Here is a 20,074-nt window from a genome sequence, read left to right on the forward strand (position 1 = left end):
CGTCCCGTTTTTGATGATTTGCCCCTCATTCTTAACGCCACATTTTGTACAGGCCAAAGGTGTATAGGATAGTTGCCCTTTAATGACCAGAATAGGAAGATCATTTTCCTGACGCTCTTCCAGCCAATTTGTATCAAAAAATAGGTTTTCATCTGTTAAACCAGTCAAAATTCTTGTAGAATAGTCCATGGAGATATCCCTTTCTTGGTGAGTGTGTTTTAGTCGACTTCATTCTATCAATTTGGGTATCTCTTTTTCTATACTTTGCATACAAAAAAGTGTTGGAAGAAAATCGGAGATTTTCCACCAACACTAAATATTGTAGAACCAAAAAACCACCCCATAGCTGCTAAGAAGCTGCGGGGTGGTTGGAAGTACCGTATTTCAGTTTTGTGGAGGAAACTTACGCTTTCACGTTGTAAGCTTCGATGATGATCCCTTTCAATTCTGAGATCAATGGTTCTTTTGGATTGGCACCTGTACATTGGTCTTCGTAAGCCAATTCAGCCATACGATCTACCGTTGCATCCAACGTTGCTTTCGTTACGCCTTGCGCTTTGATGCTCATTTCGATGCCAACTTTTTTACCCAATTCGTAGACAGCAGTCGCCAAAGCTTCAACCAACTCTTCAGTTGTTTCACCTTTCAGACCCAAGAATTTCGCAATGTCAGCGTAGTCAGTGTCTGCGCGGAAGAAGTCATATTTAGGGAACATCGCATGTTTTTGAGGATCTTTCGCATTGTAACGGATGATATGCGGTAACAAGATTGCATTGGTCCGTCCGTGAGGGATACCATATTCCCCACCGATTTTGTGAGCGATAGAGTGACAAATACCCAAGAAAGCATTGGCAAAGGCCATCCCAGCCATTGTTGATGCATTATGCATTTTTTCACGAGATTCCATGTCGCCGACTTTCACGGATTTTTCCAAGTAGTCGAAGACCAGCTTGATTGCTTGCAGGCTCAGGCCACGAGTGTAATCAGAGGCCATAACAGATACATAAGATTCGATAGCATGAGTCAAGACGTCCATCCCAGTGTCTGCTGTTACAGAAGCCGGTACTGACAATACGAATTGAGGGTCCACGATGGCAACATCTGGGGTCAAGGCGTAGTCAGCCAATGGGTATTTCACATGTGTTTCGCTGTCAGTGATAACGGCAAACGGTGTTACTTCAGAACCGGTACCAGACGTTGTAGGGATACATACAAATTGTGTTTTTACTGCTTTTTCAATCTTGTAAGTCCGTTTGCGAATATCCAAGAATTTTTGTTTTGCGCCGAAGAAAGAAGTATCTGGGTGCTCATAGAACATCCACATCCCTTTGGCAGCATCCATTGCAGAACCGCCACCCAATGCGATGATTGTATCTGGTTGGAAATCAACCATAACTTTTGTACCAGCGTAAACAGTGTTAGTTGAAGGGTTTGGTTCAACATCTGAGAAGATTTCAATCTTCACGTCGTTTTTGCGGCGAGCCAAAACTTCACGTACTGTATCCGCATAACCGAATTGCACCATGCCTGGGTCACAAACGATCATTACCCGTTCAACATTTTCCATTTTTTCCAAGTACAACAGAGAGTTCTTTTCAAAGTAAATTTTTGAAGGTAATTTGAACCATTGCATATTATTTCTCCGTTTCGCGATAGTCTTCACATTGATCAGGTTAATAGCTGATACGTTCTTCGATACGGAGTTGCGGCCGTATGACCCACAGCCCAGTGTCAATGAAGGAATCATTTCGTTGTAGATATTCCCGATACCACCTTCAGCTGAAGGAGTGTTGACCAATACACGACAAGCTTTCATCTTCAGACCGTATTGCAATTGCAGGTCTTCGTCTTCTGTGTGGATTACTGCTGTATGTCCCAAACCGCCCAGTTCCAGCATGCCTTGAGCCAATTCAAAACCGTGTTCGTGGTTTTCAGCTTTCATCATTGCCAAGACTGGAGACAATTTTTCGCGAGACAATGGATAATCAGCACCCACGCCTTCCAATTCAGCAATCAGCATTTTAGTCCCTGCTGGAACTTTGATGCCTGCCAATTTTGCAATTTCAACTGCCGGATGACCAACGATTGCAGGATTAACTGCGTATTTGCCTTCGTTCATTACCGCATCTTCCAATTTTTGCAGTTCAGATTTCTTCACTACATAACATTGGTGTGCTTCGAATTCTGCTTTTACTTCATCGTAGATTTCTTGGTCAACGATAACCCCTTGTTCAGAAGCACAAATCATACCGTTGTCAAAAGTTTTTGAAACGATTACGTCGTTGACTGCACGTTTGATTTTTGCTGTTTTTTCGATATAAGCCGGCACGTTACCAGCACCTACACCCAACGCTGGTTTACCAGTTGAGTAAGCAGATTTTACCATGCCAGGACCACCAGTTGCCAAAACGATTGCCACACCTGGGTGGTTCATCAATTTTTGTGTCGCTTCAATTGATGCATTTTCTTTTTCAATCCATTGAATACAGTTTTCAGGCGCCCCTGCTGCAATGGCTGCATCGCGAACGATACGAGCTGCTTCAACAGAACAAGCTTGTGCTGATGGGTGGAAAGAGAAGATTACTGAGTTTGCTGTTTTCAGTGAGATCATCGCTTTGAAGATTGTGGTAGAAGTCGGGTTAGTAGTAGGAACTACTGCACAGACAGTACCGACAGGGCCAGCAACTTCGATCAAACCTTTTTGTTTGTCTTCGTTGATTACGCCGATTGTTTTATCGTGCTTGATAGAGTTCCAGATATATTCAGACGCGTACATGTTTTTGATTGCTTTGTCTTCGTAGATTCCACGACCAGTTTCTTCAACTGCCATTTTCGCCAAAGGCATGTGTTGATCTAACGCAGCCATTGCCATTTCGTGAACGATATGGTCAACTTGCTCTTGCGTGAAGTTTTCCATTTGTTTTGCAGCTGCATTTGCTTTGGCCGCCAGTTCGTCGATTACTGTATCTACATCTACAGTCTTTACGTCTTTTTCCAATGTCTTAGCCATTGTCATCCTCCTATATTGTGGACCGTATTTTCTTTGTTAACTATTTCACACACCGAATAATACACGAAAGAATCTGACTTGTAAATAGTTTTGTGTGAACTTTTTCACAGTTTTTTTAAAAACCAGAAATTTGGCGTTATATCAAGGAATTCAAAAGGTTGTCAGATAAACAAAGAAAGCATTTACACCTTTTTTTCGGCGTAAATGCTTTTTTTTTAAACTTTTTTTACGTTATAAAAGATTGCGCATGTTTTCTCAAAATAGATCTGAAAGGTCTCCTAATTCAGATAAACTATTTTGATGAGTCCGAATCTTAATCTGTTGGTAATCAAAAAAATCATGGGGTGTGATCAATGCCAGCAGTCTTTTTTGCGTCTTGTGAGTTAGTGCTTGTCTTTTTGGCCAGAGATACTCCTGACAGTATGCCCACAGTTCTTCTGTTGTTACTTGGGGATAGCCTGATTTGTGGAATTCAGCCGCTTTCCGCTTCAAAACACCGCCGAAATACCACCTGTCTGTCAGTCGCATCTGTACACTCCTCTTCAAAGTTAAAAGTTAAAAGAAAAATCCTGCACAAGGCAGGATTAGTCTTTGTCGTTTTCGGTGATATCTTCTTCTGCAGCTTCTGTCTTTTCAACAGTTGCTTCAGGTACGATTTCTGTTTGAACAGTGTCCGTTACAGCAGTTGTTCCGGGTTTAACTGTTTTGACAGCGGATTTCTCAAATTCCAGGTAGATGCCTTCGCAGTCCAAGACAACTGTTTTGTCGTTGACTTCTGACAACACGCCGTGCAGTCCGCCAATCGTAATCACGTCATCACCGGCTTTCATTGCGTTCAATGTGTTTTGACGTTCCTGTTGTTGTTTCTTAGTTGAACGGGACATGAAAAACCACATCACACCCACTAAGACGATAGGGATCAGTAATTCCATAAAATATTTCACCTCAATTTTGATTGTTTACATAGTACAGCCAACCGTATTAAAGAAACCGGTTCCCGCTGTAGTGTACAAAAAACACTATAACAAAGATTCGCCATTTTCACTATGATTTTTGTGTGAAGTTTAGAAACTTTTGGCGTTTTCTTTATTGAATCCGTATTCTTCAAAGAAGGCCTGGCGGAATTCCAAAAGATTATCATCCATGATTGCTTGACGCACTTGCTTCATCAAATTCAACAAAAAGTACAAGTTATGATAAGAGGTCAAACGGATTCCAAAGGTTTCATCACATTTAATCAGATGACGAATATAGGCGCGGCTGTAATTACGGCAAGTATAGCAGTCGCATTTTTCATCAATTGGCCGGAAATCATGGGCATACTTCGCATTTTTTACTACTAAACGTCCTTGTGAAGTCATGCAGGTCCCGTTTCTAGCAATTCGTGTTGGCAATACGCAGTCGAACATATCGACACCGCGAATGACACCGTCAATCAATGAATCCGCTGCCCCTACACCCATCAGATAGCGGGGTTTGTTTTCTGGAATCAACGGCGTAGTAAATTCCAAGACCCGATTCATTTCGGATTTTGGCTCACCTACGGATAACCCACCGATAGAATACCCAGGAAAATCCATGCCTACTAAGTCTCGGGCACTTTGTTTACGAAGATCTTCGAAACCTGCCCCCTGGATGATACCAAACAATCCTTGACGAGCCGGATTAGCGTGAGCTTTCAAGCCTCGTTCTGCCCAACGACTGGTACGCTCAACTGACTTTTTAACATAGTCGTAGCTTTCATCAAAGGGCGGGCACTCATCAAAGCTCATCATAATATCCGAGCCTAATTTATTTTGAATGTCGATAGCCTTTTCCGGAGACAAGAACAACGGTGCACCATTCAAGTGATTTTTAAAGTGGACACCCTCTTCTTCAATGTTGCGCATGTCTGCCAACGAGAAGACCTGGAAACCGCCAGAATCAGTTAAAATTGGCTGGTCCCAGTTCATGAACTTGTGCAGTCCACCGGCTTCGGCAACCAGATCTTCTCCTGGTCGCAGCCACAGATGATAGGTGTTGCTGAGAATGATCCCTGCTCCCATCTCCTTAAGTTCTTCCGGCGACATAGTCTTCACTGTTGCCAGCGTTCCTACCGGCATGAACATCGGTGTCGGGAATGTTCCATGAGGCGTAATGATTTCTCCCAAACGTGCTCCGGTATGTTTTTCTTTTTTTATCAAACGATAAGAAATGGCTGGTTGCGGCATTTTTTACCCTACTTTCATATATGTCTTCCACCGAACAGACCATACTGTTGTCGGTGAGTGCTCTTCAACTCACCTATCATACTGATTCACTGACAAAAAGTAAATAGCACAAAAGTTTTCTTAATAAATCCTGTGAAAGCTGGCATTTTCGCGAGTTTTCATGAATATTTATCATTCAAGCCCCGGCAACAGGAATTTTCGACAAATCTGCTATACTGATAATAAAGTATGGAGATATTTATCCATACATTAATTAATTAACTTAAACAAGAAAGGAGCAAATCATATGAAAACCAGAGCTGAACTGAAAAACGAAGCCAAATCTATTTTGGCTGGACGTTGGAGCAAAGCTGTACTACTTAACTTAATTCCGACACTTATTCAGATTGCCGTCTTGCTGATATTATTAATTCCTGTTTTTATCGTTGCCTCAAAATTTGATTGGCCTAATTTTGCTAATCAAATGGGTGATGCGCTTTCCGATCAATCCGGCAATACTGGCAGTAGCGGTGGTAGCCTCGTCGGATCTATTATCGGTGCATTATTTGCCAGTGGGATTAATTGGACCTATCTGGAACTCTTGCGGGGGCAGCGCAACGATATTGAACCTTTGCCTAATGCCTTGCGAGCCTTTTCTGGCAAATTCTTTGTAGGTATCTTATTGATCACTTTGTTATCAGCAATCTTCCTAAGCCTGTGGGCCCTTTTACTTGTGATTCCAATGTTTGTCAAATACTATTCTTACTCACAAGCCACCTATGTCTATTATGATATCGTGGAACGAACTGGCCAACAGCCCCGTGCTTTAGACTGTATCACCTACAGTCGCAAGCTGATGGATGGTCACAAGATGGAACTATTTTTACTGGATCTAAGTTTCATTGGTTGGTACATCTTGGCAGCCATTCCTTTCTTCTTAGGCTACCTGTGGCTGAATCCATATATCTCAGCTACAAAAGCCGCCTTCTACAACAATCTTCCCAACGAAGTCATCTTAGATTGACTTCGTTAAAAAAGCCTGGCAGGTGTTTCCTGCCAGGTTTTTTTCGTTTTCTTTGACTAACCCAGTCTTAAATATGAAATTGATTTCCAACAGTCTGCGTGCTTGTTTTTTTAGAAGGATCGTCACTAAAGTTATTCGAATTCCGATACAAGTGTCAAAAGCACTGGGATTTGCTATACTCAATCTAGCGACTTACAAACAGTCGCCAGCAATGTGTTAGGGAGGGAAAACTTTATGAATGACCAATTAAAATCTCGAAAAGAATTGAAACAAGAAGCTAAAAATGCCTTGGCTGGACGTTGGGGCGGCGCAATTCTAATGACGCTGGTACCCGGTCTGATCATCATCGCAATCATTATGATATTAACCGTCCCCGTGACGGTGGGTACGCTGCTATCTTCTGACTATCTGGACTCTGTCGTTCAAAGCGATACTCTTGATACTGCCTTTGTCTTGGCACTTTCGGCACAGTTTGGCAAGACATTTTTGATCTCACTGTTAGCTGGGCTACTTCAGGTAGTGCTGGATTCTGGAACGAATTTTACGTTTCTTGATGCTATCCGAGGCCGCAAAAATGAACCTTATCAAGTTATCGATGCCTTTCGCTGTTTCCGTTCCCCTTATATCTGGGGATTAATCGCAACGATGCTGTTGATCTCGATTTTCAGCTATCTATGGACCCTCCTCTTTATCATTCCTGGTGTAATCAAATCATTTGCTTATTCTCAAAGCTATTTTGTTTACTACGATATTTATGAAGGAACTGGTGAAAAACCCGGTGCGTTGGAATGCATCACGGCTAGTCGCAACTTGATGAAAGGCTACAAATGGAAACTCTTCGTCTTGCAGCTAAGCTTTATCGGTTGGGGCATTTTAGCCAGCATCACTGTTATCGGTATGCTGTGGTTCATTCCCTATTACAAAGCGACAATGGCAGCCTTTTACAACGCTCTGCCTAACGAAGCAGATAGTTATTAAGCTGTCCCATCACTCCTTTCCAGTGATAACTAACGAAAAGACAAGCCACTTCCCCTAAAAACGGTGGAAGAGGCTTGTCTTTTATTAGCTCACGTTTGATGAGGTGTACTCTAGAGGATGATTCAACGATTGTCGCCATCCTTTTTGATTATTACGCTTCTTTTGGTTCTTCTTCATCTGCAGAAAAATGAAATTTAATCATCTCATTAACGAAAATCGGTACAATGGACAAGATTCCAACCAGCATCCAATGATTCAGGCTAATGTGTACCAGATTGAATAAGGCTTGTGTCGTTGGAATCAAGGCGATTGCCGTCGTAATCACTACCGCCAGCACTGCCATCTCAAACAATGACTTGTTGCTGGCAAGTTTCACTTGGAAAATCGAGCGGCTACTACGGACATTAAAGACGTGTAAAATAGACGAGTAGGCCAAAACTAGAAAAGCAACCGTTTGTCCAACTTCTGGAGAAGCAGGCACCCAGTGGCTGATGCTATCGACAAAACGACCGATATAATAACCAAACAAGGCGACAACTGTGAAGCTCGTTGCATTAATAGCAATTTTTTGCCACAGACCTCTAGCAAAGACGCCTTCATTTGAAGGAATTGGCTCCTGATCCATAATTCCTGCTTCTGCCGGCTCGCGACCAAGGGCAAAGCCCGGAAGTCCATCTGCCACGACATTGACAAATAGCAGCTGGACAGCCGTGAATGGCGCTCCCCAGCCTAGTAACATGGCAATCAAAACAATAAAGATTTCTGAGACATTGCAACTCAGTAGAAAATTGATTGCCTTGCGAATGTTTTGATAAACCGTTCGACCTTGAGCGACAGCATCCACGATAGTCGCAAAATTATCATCTGTCAAAATAATATCCGCCGCACCCTTGGCGACATCCGTCCCGGTAATTCCCATAGCACACCCAACATCGCTGGCATTCAAAGCCGGCGCATCATTGACACCGTCTCCTGTCATAGCTACTACTGCTCCTGTTCGCTGCCAAGCTTTGACGATGCGAATCTTATCTTCTGGGGTCACTCGAGCGTAAACTCGCAGATCTTTGACTTTGCCATCTAACTCCTCATCTGTCAGTTGCTGCAGTTGGGTGCCGCTGATGGCCTGCTTTTTATTGCTTAAAATCCCCAGTTCTTTCGCGATGGCACTGGCGGTAACGACGTGATCGCCGGTAATCATTACTGTTTTGATACCGGCTTTTTTTGCTTTCGCGATAGCGCCCTTACTTTCCGGTCGTGGCGGATCAATCATTCCAATCAGACCCATTAGCTGCAAGTCTTTTTCTAAAAACTCCGAAGTCATCTCACTGGGTTCTTCATCAAAGACGCGATAGCCGACAGCGATAACCCGCAGCGCTTTTTTACCAAAACGATCATTGACGATTGCCGCCTGATCAACATCTCCAAAACGAAAGCGAGGTAACAATACATCGAAAGCTCCCTTAGTGACAGAGAGGTATTTTTTCCCTTTTTTATGGAGGGTAGTCATCATCTTGCGCTGGGAATCAAAAGGTAATTCCCCAATACGGACATATTCCTCATCCAGTTCTTTTTTAGTATGGTAATTTTCTTCAAAAGCTCGTACAATCGCCACCTCTGTAGGGTTGCCGCTGTAGTCATTTTCTCCATCTTCGTTAATATCCACTAACACATCTGTACACAATGTCGCGATTTTCAGGACTTCCATTGCTTCATCTGTCATTTGGTCTTCCACATCTGTCACCACGTCTCCGTGAGTCCAGACCCGCCGTACCCGCATCTTATTTTGAGTCAAGGTTCCTGTCTTATCAGAACAAATGACACTGGCCGTCCCTAGTGTTTCAACAGCTGGCAAACGTCGGATGATGGCATTCTTTTTGGCCATCTTCTGGACGCCGTAAGCCAATGTCAAAGTCACAATCACCGTCAAGGTTTCCGGCACCGCAGCAACCGCCAAGGAAACTGAAGTTAAAAACATTTCCAAAATATCTTCATTTTGCAGATATCCTAGCAAAAAGACCACCGCTGCGGCTGCCAAAGCTAAAATGCTGATGCGCTTGCCCAGTTGATCCAAGCGCTTTTGTAATGGTGTAGTTTGACTACCGCCTTCTCCCAATAATCCGGCAATCTTCCCCATCTCAGTCTGCATCCCAGTCGCAGTTATAATACCGCGTCCACGCCCGTTAACTACCGTGCAACCTTTAAAGATCATGTTTGCCTGATCCCCAAGAGGCAGCTTTTGGTCGGCTACAAAATCGGCCGCTTTTTCTACCGGCTCACTTTCCCCAGTTAACGCGGACTCCTCAACACGCATTTGCGAAGTTTGCGTTAGCCGAGCATCGGCTGTAACCATCGACCCGTTTTCCAAAACCAGCAGATCTCCCACCACCAGCTTTTCGGCATCGACTTCTATTTGCTTGCCATCACGAATCACCAGCGCCGTCTGCTTATTCATATCTTGTAAAGCGGAGAGCGCTTTTTCAGCATTGCCTTCTTGAACAATAGCTAAGACCGAATTGATAATCACGATTGCAATAATCAACAGCCCTTCAAAATAATCACCGTGATCTGTAGCGACTGCAGTATAAAAGGAGATGGCCGCTGCCACCAATAAAACGATAGTGGTAAAGTCCGTCAAGCTGTGGAGAACCTTTTTGGCTAAAGGCTCCTTCTTCTCCTCATCGAAGCGATTGGGGCCATTTTTTTCTAAGCGTTTGTTGGCCTCAATTGCCGATAATCCTACTTCAATTTGTGAAGAAATCAATTCTTCTGTTTCATGGATTGTTTTTTTATAATACTCCATGCACATACCTCCTTATATTATTCCAGTGCTGCCTTTTCCTTTCTACTATAACACGATATTTTTTATTATTACAAAGTATCTGCCATTTTTTCACAAATTATTCCTATTTGATGATTGTTTATCCGCCCATTTTCTGCTGCTTGCGCTTTTTTCCTCTCCACTTCCCACAGCAGTTTTTCAACAGACCTTTTATTTCACAGTTTTCCCTTCTGAAACCCTTTAGATACCGGCAAGCTACGATAAAATTGGTCTACTCGAAATAAAGGTACAAAAAACTAAAGCAAATCACTTGTAAACGATTACATTACATGCTATATTATGAGTGTAAGGAAGGGATGAATTTATCGGAAAGGAGATCTCGAAGAAGCATCGCGTAAAAATAAACAGGTAAAAAAGTTGTTAGAAGTACAAGATTCACCTAGATTTATATGTGCGAGGTAAACTTACAAATAGTGAATGCGTATCATCAGGTTGTCACATTTGTACAACATCAGAGTAATAGAGATACGTAACAAACAGTAACACATTTAACACAACAAAATAGTTCCACATGATTTTAGCGTAGAAAATGTAGTGAAAACAAAGTTTTTTGTTTATGACAAGAGATTTATTACTTTGCATGTATAAATTGCAAACTAACTCTTTCCGACAAATCCTTCCATCAAATAAAGGCCGGGCCCTCGAGAGCCCGGTCTCTTTTTGTCCTAAAAGCCGTACTTTTTGGTCTCAAAACGATAATGCTTATGAAAAAGATCAGAAAGGGCCTACTCACTACAGTAGCTCTTTCTGATCTTTTTTACATTGTCTGGCAATCACTTGACGAACATGGCATCACCGAAAGAAAAGAAGCGGTACTTCTCTTTTACTGCATGGTGATAAGCTGCCAAGACTTGTTCCCGACCGGCAAAGGCACTGACTAGCATCACCAATGTCGATTTTGGCAAATGGAAGTTGGTCGAAAAGGCATCCACCACTTTAAACTGATAACCTGGCGTGATAAAAATATCCGTCCAACCGCTATCGGCTTTGATTTCCCCAGCGAATTTCGTGCCGATGGTCTCCAATGTACGAATCGAGGTCGTACCCACTGCAACAATTCGACCCCCAGCTGCTTTGACCGCATTCAACTGATCGGCTGCCTCTTGAGTCAAGCGGTAAAATTCACTGTGCATGTGGTGTTCAGCAATATTCTCGACACTCACTGGTCGAAAAGTTCCTAACCCCACATGAAGTGTCAAATAGACCAGCTTCACACCTTTTGCTGCAATCTCATCCAACAGCTCTTTGGTAAAGTGGAGGCCTGCAGTCGGAGCTGCAGCTGAACCATTTTCTTTCGCGTAAACCGTTTGATAGCGTTCGGGATCTTCCAAGCGTTCTTTGATATATGGTGGTAGCGGCATTTCTCCCAAAGATTCTAAAGTTTCCAAGAAAATGCCTTCATAGTGAAAATCAATAATCCGGCCACCATGCTCCAGTTCTTCTTTGACTACCGCTGTCAAACGGCCATCGCCAAAGCTGATTTCAGTACCGACTTTTGCGCGTTTTGCCGGTTTGATCAAGGTCTCCCAAGTGTCTCCTTCAATATTGTTCAGCAAAAGCACTTCTAGATGGCCGCCAGTCTCCGGTTTTTCGCCGTACAAACGCGCTGGCAGCACCCGGGTGTCATTCATGACCAGCGCATCGCCGGGATTCAGCTGATGGATGATATCATGGAAGTGCTGGTCTTCAATTTTTCCAGTCTTGTGATCTAGCACCAACAACCGGGACGCCGAACGATCTTTCAATGGTGTCTGGGCAATCAGCTCTTCTGGTAATTCAAAATCAAAATCTTCAGTGGTTAACTTCATGTAGTTCACTCTTTTCTTCTATTTTCATTGGGAAACTAAAAAAAGTGCTCATTTCCCCACGATTCGTCTTGGCTATTTTAGCATGTTTTGCCGTGGGTTTCGACTGCAAGCAGTTTTCTGGCACAATCTGTGGAAACTCTTTATACTTATCATTAGTAAGTAAATTTGACCAATTGGAGGACTTCTCATGATGACACCTTTTCACCATATCTCATTGCTGACAAAAGACGGCCAGCAAAATGCCGCCTTTTATACAAAAACATTGGGCTTGCGCTTTGTTAAAAATACCGTTAACCAGGAAAATCATCGTATGCTCCACTATTATTACGGGGATTACACCGGCAGTCCCGGAACCGTAGTGACTTTTTTTGTCGTGCCTCATTTAGGTCATCGTTATGACAACGATCACTTTATTGCTACGATTGGATTAAAAATTCCTGCCGGCAGTTTCACCTTCTGGAAAGACCGATTACAAGAAGTTGGCGTACAACTGGAGCTCACAGATAAACAGATTCGCTTCAATGATCCTGATGACGTGACAGTGATTCTGACAGAAGTCTCTGATGGTCCTTTGCCGCAAGCGCGTTGGGCGAAAAACGATATTCCCGGTAGGTACCAGATCCTCGGTTTGAATTCGTCGGAAATCCACGTAAAAGATCCACAAGCTACAGCAGCATTCTTTGAAAAACTTTTAGACTGGCAGACAGATGATCAAGGACGCATTCACTTCAACGAAACCGACTTTGTGGATATCCTCCCGACTGATACTGCAGAAGAAATGCACATGGGTCGCGGCTCAGCCGATCATATCGCTTTTGCGGTCTCCGACGACGAGTCACTGACTGCCCTCCACCAAAAAGCGAAAGCGCAAGGTTGGAATATCGAGAAAATGATCTCCCGCGGTTATTTCAAGAGTCTGTATATCCGAGAACCTGGCGGCAATCGGATGGAATTTGCCACAATGGCGCCAGGTTTTACTATTGATGAACCTTTGGAATCATTGGGTGAAAGTTTTGCTTTGCCGCCGTTTTTAGCAGATCAACGGGCTGAAATCGAAGCAAACCTCTACCCACAGGAGGGATGATTGTCTGCACAAGTCACGACAATGGGCATTGTCCGCTGTTGTAGTTCGTGGCCTGTCTTAAGCGTCGAATTTTTATCTACTAAAGCTATAAAGGCGCTAGTTCCTCATTTTTTATCAGCATTCCAAGCTGAGAAGAATCCTTATCAAAGGTTCTTCTCAGTTTTTTTTAATGTGCACCCCTTGTTATTTTTCCTCCTCGGTCTAGTTGGCGAGTTTCCCGCAAGCTTCGTCTTGTCTCACTTTTAAGTTTGTGAAAAAATCAACCATTCCGTTATAGCAAGCACAATTTTTCCAGTTTTCATGAGAAGCCATTTTCACATAAAATCAAGATGTTTGAATTTTTTGCAGAACTTTGCCAGACTTAAGGGAGACCCTTCGCAGAAACAGCGGCCGTAATTTAGACAATCCGCTGTCATTTTATGGAAGAAACCTGACTTGAACCGGCATTCTCGCCTGCATCCTGCTGGTCCACGTGAAAACGAGAATGGCGGTCCATAACTGTACATTATCCGTCGAAAATCACGACGGTAGCTTTGCGAGGAAAAAAATGAAAATAGAGGGTGAAAAAGTATGATTGAATTTCAACACGTCACAAAAATCTACAAAGGCGGCAAAACTGCCGTGGAAGACGTCAATCTTTCCTTTGATAAAGGGGAGTTTATTTGCTTTATCGGAACATCCGGCTCCGGAAAAACTACCTGTATGCGTATGATTAACCGGATGAATGAACCAACAAAGGGCAAAATCTTAATCAACGACAAGGATATTCAGGAGTTTAATCCGGTTGAGTTGCGCCGCAAAATTGGTTACGTGATCCAAAATATCGGCCTGATTCCTCATATGACCATCCGAGAAAATATCACATTGGTTCAGCGTTTATTGAAAGTCGACGAAGAAACCCGCAATGAAACAGCGGAAAAGATGATTGACCTCGTGGAGTTGCCCCGAGAAATGTTAGATCGTTATCCTAGTGAACTTTCTGGCGGACAGCAGCAACGGATTGGCGTTGTTCGAGCTTTGGCAGCAGATCAAGACATCATTTTGATGGACGAACCTTTTGGAGCCTTGGATCCCATCACTCGTGATTCACTGCAAGATTTAGTGAAAGATCTGCAAGAACGTTTGGGCAAGACCATCGTATTTGTCACTCATGACATGGATGAAGCCTTAAAGCTGGCCAACCGCATTGTAATCATGAGCAAAGGCAAAGTGATTCAATTTGATACACCAGAAAATATTCTCCATCATCCTGCCAATGAATTTGTCGAAGAATTGATTGGGGAAGAACGGCTGTTGCAGGCTAAACCTGACACCACAACCGTGGGAGAAGTCATGTTGAATAAAGCGGTCACTATCACCCCAGGCAAATCATTGCGAGATGCTATCAAACTGATGCGGGAAAAACGGGTAGATACCTTGTTGGTCACTGACGACAATGATGTTCTTAAAGGTTTTATCGACGTGGAAACAATGGATAAAATGCGCGGCAAAGCATCCAGTGTTGGCGACATTTTGAATCCCAATGTCTTTTATGTTAATCAGAAAACCCAACTGCGCAATGTCTTACAGCGGATTTTAAAGCGCGGACTAAAATACGTTCCTGTGGTAGATGATCGCAATCGAGTCGTTGGTATTCTGACTCGAGCATCCCTGGTAGACATCGTATACGACGTACTCTGGGGCGATGAAGCTACCATTAGCGAGGCTGTGGAATCTGCGAAAGAGGAGGCGTGAGTTTCATGACGAACTTTTTCAATGAATACGGCAGTCAGATTCTGTCAAAATCAATTGAGCACATCTATATCTCTGCAATTGCACTATTACTTGGCATTGTGATTGCAGTTCCGTTAGGCATTCTTTTGACCCGCACACCCAAAGCTGCCAGCATCGTGATTTCTATTACTAGTGCTTTGCAAACTGTCCCGTCACTAGCATTGCTGGCACTGATGATTCCCTTTTTCGGCGTCGGGAAATTGCCGGCAGTCATCGCCCTGTTTATCTATTCGCTTTTACCCATTTTGCGCAACACTTTTATCGGTATGAAAGGCGTAGATCCCAACTATCGCGATGTTGCCAAAGGAATGGGCATGACGAATTTTGAATCTATTCGGATGGTGGAACTCCCACTGGCGATGCCTACAATCATGGCGGGGATTCGGTTGGCGGCTGTCTACGTCATCGCCTGGGCGACATTGGCTTCTTATATTGGCGCTGGCGGCCTGGGAGATTTGATTTTCTCTGGTTTGAACAACTACCAGCCACCGTTGATTTTCGCCGGGACCATTCCGGTAACGATCTTGGCACTATTGGCTGATTTTCTTTTAGGCAAACTGGAAAACAAATTGACCCCGCGAGCAGTAAGGGAGGCTGAATAAATGATGAGACGAAAATTCCATACCGCATTGCTGACACTGGTCTCACTTTTGACATTGGCCGGCTGTTCACTGCCGGGATTAGCCAGTGCTTCTTCAGACAACACCGTAGCCATCACTGGCGGCATCACCTCAGAGTCCCAGATTTTGGCGGCACTGGTGGCGGGTATGATTGAACATTACACAGACAAAGATACGACAGTCATCAACAACTTGGCGACCACCACCATCAACCATCAAGCGATGATGAACGGTGACGCCCAAGTTTCAGCCGCCCGCTACACCGGTACTGACTTGACCACCACTTTGGGCATGGATCCTGTCAAAGATCCCAAGCAAGCCTTTGATATTGTCAAAAAAGAATTCAAGAGCCGCTTCAAACAGACCTACATGGCTTCTTACGGCTTTGACAACACCTATGTTTTTCTGGTTCGTAAAGATACAGCTGAAAAATATGGCTTAAAAACCGTTAGCGACCTGCAAAAACATGCTGGCGAACTGACAGCCGGTGTGGATACTGCTTGGATTACCAGAGAAGGTGACGGTTACGACGGATTCAAAAAAGAATATGGTTTTGCTTTTGAAAAAATCTTACCGATGCAGATTGGCTTAGTCTATGACGCCGTCTCTGCTGGTAAAATGGATATCGTATTGGGCTATTCCACCGATGGCCGCATTGCCAGTTATGATTTAGTGATGCTGGAAGACGACAAGCACTTCTTCCCGCCTTACGATGCTGCGGCGATCATCGATGACAAACTAGCCAAAGAAGATCCCAAAGTTAAAGAAGCCATCGCCAAATTAGCCGGAACCATTGATACTGAAGAGATGCAAAAACTCAATTATGAAGCCGACAACAACTTGGTGGAACCCACAGTGGTAGCACAAGAGTTTTTGGCGAAACACAACTATTTTGAGGAAGGGAAGTGAGGACATGGACTTGCAAAATATGAACTTGGTCGAACAGTTCTTCTATTACTTCAAGGAAAACGGCAGCTATGTCTTCAGCCAGTTCCTGCGACATTTTCTAATTTCCATCTATGGAGTGCTGTTTGCGGCCATTGTGGCGATTCCTTTAGGGATCTGGATCAGCCGTCACCACAAAATCGCTGACTGGGTCATTCGTCTGGCAAATATCATTCAGACAGTGCCTTCATTGGCAATGATTTCGATTTTGATGATCGGATTAGGGTTAGGGGTAAATGTCGTTATCGTAACAGTGTTCTTGTATTCTCTTTTACCAATCATCAAAAACACCTACACCGGCATGAATCAAGTCGACAAAAATATTCTTGATGTCGGCAAAGGAATGGGCATGACCGCTTGGCAGCGACTGTACATGATCGAGCTGCCGCTTTCTGTTTCGGTCATTATGGCCGGTATTCGTAATGCGCTGGTGGTCGCCATCGGAATCACCGCTATCGGAGCCTTTGTCGGTGCCGGTGGTCTCGGGGATATCATCATCCGCGGAACCAACGCCACAGACGGTGCTTCCATCATTTTAGCAGGGGCGTTGCCTACTGCTTTGATGGCTATCATCACTGACTGGGGACTGGGAATCATTGAACGTAAGCTAGATCCAGCCACTAAAACTTCAGACTAAGGTATAGCAAAAACGCTCGTCGACAACAGCTTTTAGCCGTTATCGACGAGCGTTTTTTTACATTGTTTCCGCATATAGAGCGCCTTACAAGTGCTATTTTTTCAGATGATAGCTGTAGGTCCCAACAACAATATTTTCCCGCCAAGACAAGCGCATCCGCAAACGCAGACTGGTCTGGTTGTGAAGGATGTTCTGCCAACGATGCTTCGGCACGAACTGAGGAATGATTACCGTCGTCGTATAGTTATGCTTCCGCGCATTTTTGCTCACTAAATCTACATAACGAATGATGGGATTTTCAATCGAACGGTAACTGGAATGAACCACTGAAAAACGCACATCGGGGAAATTCGCTTTAAATTCTGCTTCGATTTCTTTTTCTTTATCGACATCCTCATCCGTAGAGACGTGCATGGCTACCACATAATCACCAATTGATTGCGCGTAATTCAATGCACCGACATTTACCCGCGTGACATTACCCACCAAGACGATAACAGTGTTGCCGTCATAGGTATGCAAAGCAACTTCGTCTTCTAAGCGCAGTTGTTCGGCTACGTTTTGGTAATGCTTGTGAATCTGATAAAAAACGTACAAAAGGACTGGCATGATGATGAAGAAAGGCCAGATATCTGCCAGACGAAAAGCAAACAAGATTGCGATGATGGCATAAGAGATAAATGCTCCCACAATATTGGCAATAGATTTTGTCAACCAGCCTTTGCCCCGCTTACGCCAATGGATGACCATCCCAGTTTGTGACAAAGCAAAAGGAATAAACACGCCAATGGAATACAGTGGGATCAAACGTTCCGTTGATCCCTGGAAAATGAACAGCAGGATAATGGAACCTGCAGCCAAAGTGATGATCCCATTTGAGTAGCCTAAGCGATCGCCGCGGTCTTGATACATATGGGGCATAAATTTATCTTTGGCCAGATTGTAAGCCAAAACTGGAAAGGCAGAGAAACCTGTGTTGGCAGCCACAGCCAAAATCAAAGCCGTAGCAAATTGCAATACATAAAACATAACGCCATGACCGAAAACGGCTTTCCCGATTTGAGACAAAACGGTAACTTCAGTTTGCGGCACAATTCCGTACCAATAGTTCAAAAAGGTAATTCCAACAAAGAAGAAGCCTAAGATTGCTGCCATAATTGCCAATGTCGACGCGGCATTTTTAGCTCGTGGCTTTTTGAAAAACGGCACAGCGTTACTGATAGCTTCCACCCCGGTCAAAGAAGAAGAACCGGAAGAAAACGCCCGCAGAATCAATGCGATACTGATTCCCGGCACCGCCGCCCCAACCGCAGATGTCGCATGAAAAGGTGCCGCTCCGGTGGCAATTTGAAACAGTCCGTAACCAATCAAAATCGTGATGACGGCAACAAACGTGTAAACTGGAACCATCAAAAAGCCCGCCGATTCCCGCAGTCCTCGTAGATTCATCATCATGATTAAAAGCACAATCACTACACTAATCGCCACTTGATGGCCAAATAATGCCGGAATCGCTGAGGTAATGGCCTCGGCGCCGGCCGATACAGAAACGGCGACAGTCAGCATATAATCAATCAACAATGACCCACCGGCAATCAAGCCCGCATTCTTGCCGAGATTCTCACTGGATACGACATAAGCCCCGCCCCCATGAGGATAGGCGTGGATGATCTGTCGATAAGACAACGTCAACGACACTAATAAAATGATGACAAACGCAGCGATTGGCAATGAATACCAGATCGCAGCTGCCGACAGTGTGACCAGCACCACGACGATCTGCTCGGTCCCGTATGCGATGGAAGACAACGCATCCGAAGACAGCAGCGCCAATGCAGCAAACCGGCTCAGTTTCTGCTCATCATTTTCAGCCGACTTCAAAGGACGGCCCACTAACAAACGTTTTAAATAATTCAATTTTTATCCCTCTGCCTTTTCACCAATATGTGTGCGAACGACCAGCATTTCATTTATCGATACTGATGATCGCAATTTCAACAAATTATGCATCAATTGTTTTCTGAAAAATCTCTGCAAACAAAACAGTATGCTACGCTTACCCACCTTAAAAGTCAATGATTTTTTATTGCCACAACCAAACTGTAACAATCTGTGCACTCGGTGATTTCTATTTCTCCAAAAAGGCGGCTGACTCTGACTATTCGTCAACGTCTCTGAAAAGTTCACACTGTTCATTGCCGCAAAAAAGTACGGCTATCGATTACCCTTTCATTAAGACAACAGCAAGCATCAAAGCTCTAGCTGTAATGCGTCACTAATTGCCACCGCAGCTCCGTCATGATCATTGTCTACTGTAATCAGATTGGCCTTTTCCTTACAAGCTTCACTGGCATTGCCCATTGCGACGCCAAAGCCGGCAGCCGCGATCATGCTGAGGTCGTTGTCATGATCACCAATAGCCATGACTTCATTTGGTGCCACCTGATAATAATCTGCCAGCTCCCGCAATGCCAATTCCTTCGACACCGTTTTATCAGTGAATTCCAAGTAATTGCTTTTAGAACGATATTTGGTAGATTCCATCAAGACCAAGCGGCCGATAGCCGCGTCCAATGCGGCGATGTCTTCATCTGAGCCGATAAACAGCAGCTTGTGGATTGACGGCTGATTCGACAAGAAATCTTGCAAAATGACCTCTTTTGCCGTCATTTCTGTGATAGCTTCTTCTTGTTGAACCCATTTATTTATAGTTGGGACGAACCACTCGGCAGCTGAATAGATATTGACCGCCACCTCGGGAAAGCTATGAACTGCCAGCTGAATTACCTTATTGGCCTCGGTAAAATCTAAAGGGCGGCTGAATAGTTCGGTGAAGCTGCCTTTTTTAGTCTGCTCTACAATATAGGCGCCGTTATAAGCCGCTAGCGGTGCCGTGAGAGTCAGTTCATCGGCAATGGCAGTCATTCCTTTCGGCGAGCGGGCCGACGTTAGGACAAAGGGAATCTTTCGCTTTTGCAACAATGGCATCAGCGCCTGCAATTTTTTTGAGACCTGGTGTTGGGAATTTAAAATCGTGCCGTCGATATCACTGATGATTAGACGGATATCCGATGTTGTCATGTTCTTTCTTCCTTTCGCTAAAAACTTCAGCAGCTCGTCAACGATTTTCTGCTCGTTTACTCAGCTGCCCCTATCATACCAATGAT

The 20,074-nt window shown here is 44.0% G+C and carries 15 protein-coding genes and 1 pseudogene; 7 read left to right on the forward strand and 9 right to left on the reverse strand.

Going from position 1 to position 20,074, the window contains the following annotated elements; translation table 11 throughout:
• From BAU14_RS02305 to tgt, 5 genes and pseudogenes are all read right to left on the reverse strand, one after another.
• Positions 1-189: pseudogene (locus tag BAU14_RS02305) on the reverse strand (ISL3 family transposase); the annotation flags it as partial.
• A 214-nt stretch (positions 190-403) separates the two neighbouring features.
• Complete coding sequence (gene adhE, locus BAU14_RS02310) at positions 404-3,010, reverse strand: bifunctional acetaldehyde-CoA/alcohol dehydrogenase (RefSeq protein ID WP_161898470.1); 2,607 nt, start codon at positions 3,008-3,010, stop codon at positions 404-406.
• A 255-nt stretch (positions 3,011-3,265) separates the two neighbouring features.
• A complete protein-coding gene (locus BAU14_RS02315) occupies positions 3,266-3,538 on the reverse strand; it encodes a post-transcriptional regulator (RefSeq protein ID WP_161898471.1) in 273 nt (90 codons plus the stop codon).
• 56 nt (positions 3,539-3,594) lie between these two features.
• Positions 3,595-3,942 (reverse strand): preprotein translocase subunit YajC, encoded by a 348-nt coding sequence (yajC, locus tag BAU14_RS02320; protein WP_161898472.1) that lies wholly within the window; start codon positions 3,940-3,942, stop codon positions 3,595-3,597.
• A gap of 132 nt (positions 3,943-4,074) precedes the next feature.
• Positions 4,075-5,220, reverse strand: a complete 1,146-nt coding sequence (tgt, locus tag BAU14_RS02325) for a tRNA guanosine(34) transglycosylase Tgt (RefSeq protein WP_161898473.1) — start codon at positions 5,218-5,220, stop codon at positions 4,075-4,077.
• 286 nt (positions 5,221-5,506) lie between these two features.
• On the opposite strand from tgt, the gene BAU14_RS02330 reads away from it, so the two are divergent.
• Together BAU14_RS02330 and BAU14_RS02335 are read left to right on the forward strand one after the other, a co-directional pair.
• Complete coding sequence (locus tag BAU14_RS02330; RefSeq protein ID WP_161898474.1) at positions 5,507-6,223, forward strand: DUF975 family protein; 717 nt, start codon at positions 5,507-5,509, stop codon at positions 6,221-6,223.
• A gap of 234 nt (positions 6,224-6,457) precedes the next feature.
• Positions 6,458-7,201: a DUF975 family protein gene (locus BAU14_RS02335; RefSeq protein ID WP_161898475.1), complete on the forward strand. Its 744-nt coding sequence runs from the start codon at positions 6,458-6,460 to the stop codon at positions 7,199-7,201.
• A gap of 151 nt (positions 7,202-7,352) precedes the next feature.
• Here BAU14_RS02335 and BAU14_RS02340 read toward each other — a convergent pair whose 3' ends face one another.
• Together BAU14_RS02340 and queA are read right to left on the reverse strand one after the other, a co-directional pair.
• A complete protein-coding gene (locus BAU14_RS02340) occupies positions 7,353-10,001 on the reverse strand; it encodes a cation-translocating P-type ATPase (RefSeq protein WP_161898476.1) in 2,649 nt (882 codons plus the stop codon).
• Positions 10,002-10,813: 812 nt separating this feature from the next.
• Positions 10,814-11,848: a tRNA preQ1(34) S-adenosylmethionine ribosyltransferase-isomerase QueA gene (queA, locus tag BAU14_RS02345; protein ID WP_161898477.1), complete on the reverse strand. Its 1,035-nt coding sequence runs from the start codon at positions 11,846-11,848 to the stop codon at positions 10,814-10,816.
• Between the two features lie 187 nt (positions 11,849-12,035).
• Between queA and BAU14_RS02350 the strand changes: the two genes are divergently transcribed.
• The 5 genes from BAU14_RS02350 (at position 12,036) to BAU14_RS02370 (ending at position 16,907) form a co-directional block, all read left to right on the forward strand.
• The gene (locus tag BAU14_RS02350) at positions 12,036-12,932 is read left to right on the forward strand and encodes a VOC family protein (protein WP_202622147.1); all 897 of its coding nucleotides are present in this window, start codon (positions 12,036-12,038) and stop codon (positions 12,930-12,932) included.
• Positions 12,933-13,502: 570 nt separating this feature from the next.
• Positions 13,503-14,666, forward strand: a complete 1,164-nt coding sequence (locus BAU14_RS02355) for a betaine/proline/choline family ABC transporter ATP-binding protein (protein WP_161898478.1) — start codon at positions 13,503-13,505, stop codon at positions 14,664-14,666.
• A gap of 5 nt (positions 14,667-14,671) precedes the next feature.
• Entirely contained in the window at positions 14,672-15,307 is a 636-nt protein-coding gene (locus BAU14_RS02360) for an ABC transporter permease (RefSeq protein ID WP_161898479.1), read from the forward strand.
• Positions 15,308-16,234 carry an osmoprotectant ABC transporter substrate-binding protein gene (locus tag BAU14_RS02365; protein ID WP_161898480.1) on the forward strand — a complete coding sequence of 309 codons (927 nt, stop codon included), beginning with the start codon at positions 15,308-15,310 and terminating at the stop codon, positions 16,232-16,234.
• 4 nt (positions 16,235-16,238) lie between these two features.
• Positions 16,239-16,907, forward strand: coding sequence for an ABC transporter permease (locus tag BAU14_RS02370; protein WP_161898481.1), 669 nt, complete (start codon positions 16,239-16,241; stop codon positions 16,905-16,907).
• A 93-nt stretch (positions 16,908-17,000) separates the two neighbouring features.
• On the opposite strand, the gene BAU14_RS02375 is transcribed toward BAU14_RS02370, so the two are convergent.
• A complete protein-coding gene (locus BAU14_RS02375; protein WP_161898482.1) occupies positions 17,001-18,824 on the reverse strand; it encodes an APC family permease in 1,824 nt (607 codons plus the stop codon).
• Positions 18,825-19,157: 333 nt separating this feature from the next.
• Complete coding sequence (locus BAU14_RS02380; protein ID WP_161898483.1) at positions 19,158-19,988, reverse strand: Cof-type HAD-IIB family hydrolase; 831 nt, start codon at positions 19,986-19,988, stop codon at positions 19,158-19,160.
• Positions 19,989-20,074: the final 86 nt, after the last annotated feature.

The organism is Candidatus Enterococcus leclercqii (genome assembly GCF_009933135.1).
GTDB lineage: Bacteria > Bacillota > Bacilli > Lactobacillales > Enterococcaceae > Enterococcus_C > Enterococcus_C leclercqii.

Bases quoted from the DNA above. Each gene is read 5' to 3' on its own strand.
- adhE (WP_161898470.1), bottom strand. From the start codon at position 3,010: ATGGCTAAGACATTGGAAAAAGACGTAAAGACTGTAGATGTAGATACA.
- BAU14_RS02315 (WP_161898471.1), bottom strand. From the start codon at position 3,538: ATGCGACTGACAGACAGGTGGTATTTCGGCGGTGTTTTGAAGCGGAAA.
- yajC (WP_161898472.1), bottom strand. From the start codon at position 3,942: ATGGAATTACTGATCCCTATCGTCTTAGTGGGTGTGATGTGGTTTTTC.
- tgt (WP_161898473.1), bottom strand. From the start codon at position 5,220: ATGCCGCAACCAGCCATTTCTTATCGTTTGATAAAAAAAGAAAAACAT.
- BAU14_RS02330 (WP_161898474.1), top strand. From the start codon at position 5,507: ATGAAAACCAGAGCTGAACTGAAAAACGAAGCCAAATCTATTTTGGCT.
- BAU14_RS02335 (WP_161898475.1), top strand. From the start codon at position 6,458: ATGAATGACCAATTAAAATCTCGAAAAGAATTGAAACAAGAAGCTAAA.
- BAU14_RS02340 (WP_161898476.1), bottom strand. From the start codon at position 10,001: ATGGAGTATTATAAAAAAACAATCCATGAAACAGAAGAATTGATTTCT.
- queA (WP_161898477.1), bottom strand. From the start codon at position 11,848: ATGAAGTTAACCACTGAAGATTTTGATTTTGAATTACCAGAAGAGCTG.
- BAU14_RS02350 (WP_202622147.1), top strand. From the start codon at position 12,036: ATGATGACACCTTTTCACCATATCTCATTGCTGACAAAAGACGGCCAG.
- BAU14_RS02355 (WP_161898478.1), top strand. From the start codon at position 13,503: ATGATTGAATTTCAACACGTCACAAAAATCTACAAAGGCGGCAAAACT.
- BAU14_RS02360 (WP_161898479.1), top strand. From the start codon at position 14,672: ATGACGAACTTTTTCAATGAATACGGCAGTCAGATTCTGTCAAAATCA.
- BAU14_RS02365 (WP_161898480.1), top strand. From the start codon at position 15,308: ATGATGAGACGAAAATTCCATACCGCATTGCTGACACTGGTCTCACTT.
- BAU14_RS02370 (WP_161898481.1), top strand. From the start codon at position 16,239: ATGGACTTGCAAAATATGAACTTGGTCGAACAGTTCTTCTATTACTTC.
- BAU14_RS02380 (WP_161898483.1), bottom strand. From the start codon at position 19,988: ATGACAACATCGGATATCCGTCTAATCATCAGTGATATCGACGGCACG.